The organism is Ideonella sp. B508-1 (assembly GCF_000333615.1).
Classification (GTDB): domain Bacteria; phylum Pseudomonadota; class Gammaproteobacteria; order Burkholderiales; family Burkholderiaceae_C; genus Ideonella.
Map to the genome: position 1 here is coordinate 1 of NZ_BADL01000507.1, position 1,967 is coordinate 1,967.

General features: G+C 57.3%; 2 protein-coding genes. Both read left to right on the forward strand.

Annotation, left to right across the window (positions count from 1 at the left end; all coding sequences use genetic code 11):
• Window positions 1-15 precede the first annotated feature (15 nt).
• On the forward strand, window positions 16-879 hold the full coding sequence (locus I73_RS29360) for an IS3 family transposase (protein ID WP_304607958.1): 864 nt from the start codon (window positions 16-18) through the stop codon (window positions 877-879).
• Between the two features lie 273 nt (window positions 880-1,152).
• Window positions 1,153-1,967: hypothetical protein (locus tag I73_RS32805; RefSeq protein ID WP_199899077.1), on the forward strand; the 815-nt coding region annotated here is incomplete at its 3' end.

Here is a 1,967-nt window from a genome sequence, read left to right on the forward strand (position 1 = left end):
TGCTGACAAAAAATTCTGACGCCGTCCGCGAAGCGGCAGGTGGTGGCGGTCATGATGACCGAGCACCGCCTGTCGATTCAGCGAGCCTGCAGAGCCACAGGCTTGTCGCGGGCGGCGTACTACAAGGTGCCGCCGTTGCCGCAGGAGAAGGATGCCGAGGTCATCGACGCGCTCAACGGCGTCGTCGAGCGCAATGGCCGCTGGGGATTCTGGAAGTGCTTCGACCGACTGCGCCTGGATGGGCGGGCGTGGAACCACAAACGGGTCTGGCGGGTGTACTGCGAGTTGGGCCTGAACATTCCTCGCAGGACGAAGCGGCGCATTCCCAAGCGCGAGCCGGTGCCGTTGGCTGCGGGATCACTCGTCAACGAGGGTTGGGCCTTGGACTTCATGCACGACGTGCTCTACGACGGCCGGCGGTTCCGAACGCTCAACGTGATCGACGAAGCCAACCGCGAAGCGCTGGCGATCCAGGTGGCCCAGTCGCTGCCCGCCTCGATGCTGATCCGCACGATGGACCGGCTGGTGGCGTGGTACGGCCCACCGCTGTCGATCCGCATGGACAACGGGCCGGAGATGACCAGCCACGACTTCGTCGAATGGGCCCAGCGCAAAGGCATTGCCCTGAACTACATCGAGCCCGGCGAGACCAATCAGAACGCCTACATCGAGCGCTTCAACCGGACCTTCCGCACCGAGGTGCTCGATGCCTACCTGTTCAGTTCCATCGAGCAGGTTCAGGCCATCGCCGACGACTGGCTGACCCAGTACAACGAGTACCGACCGCATGACTCGCTCGGTGGTGTGCCGCCCAAACAGTTCATGCCCAGACTGATCACCACAACCGCCGCAGACTCTAGGAATCAACTGTCTGCTTGACAGGTGAGCTTACGCGCGTTCTTCGGGTTGCAGTTGCCTGTATCTCGTCGTCATCCTCACACCTTATCGGTTGGCAAGGTGTTGCACTTCAGATTTGAGACCGCCCATGGATTTGGTCGGAGATGGCTGAAAGGCGACTGCCCCGATTCATCTCAAAACAATAGCATCCCAAATATTGACTACAAGCTCTTCAAGTTCAAGAAGGCGGGACACACGGCCCATCTTATGGCGAGTACGATTGTAAAGTTTCTAAAAATATGGTGGGGATAAGCGATGAGGGTGTTGGGCGCGAGTGCAATTTTTCTGGCCTTGGTAGGAATGGCTCAGCTTTCGGGGGCGGCGCTTCCACCGGGGGAAGGTGGCGGAAGTGACGCCAATGGATTCCCTGTCTATGAGCAAGACATTCGGGTTCCTTCTGGCGATATTGTCAAGCCGCTGGGTCCCGATTTGATGGGCGACTCCATCAACGGGTTCACTGGTGGTTTGGAGTTTCATCAAAGTGATTTTTCCCTACCCGGAAGCAACGCCCTGCCTGTAGGGGTTGGCCGCTACCGCGCTACAGGCGCGCCCACCGCCTACGCTTTGTCAGGCCTATTTGGTGACTGGGATTATGAAATCCCTCATCTTGAGACGATTGCAACATCAAAGGAACCAAACTGGTACGGCGCCGGCGTAGCGACCAATTACAATCGTTGCTCTCAGTTTTCAGCTCCGCCACCTACATCAGTTTCGATGAGTGGGCAAATTGGAACATTCTATGCTGATTCGTTCTGGCAGGGATACAAGCTGGTGGTTCCGGGTCAAATGGAACAGGCGCTCCTGGCTAGAAATCCTGTCGTTGCAGATCAAGGCAGCCCCAATCCAATTTATCCAACCAGCGGATCGGCATCAAAATATCCGATAGTCACTAAAGCCTTCTGGCAGATTTCGTGCACAAGCGCGCTTGACAGCGGGGCCGGGGAAGGGTTTGAGGCTCTGTCGCCTGATGGGGTGAAGTATAGGTTTGACCACCTCGTTGTTCGACCTTACTCTCACGTCAGAGTGACTGCAAGCTTCCTTGGCGTCGGCTATGGCGGATTCATTAATAG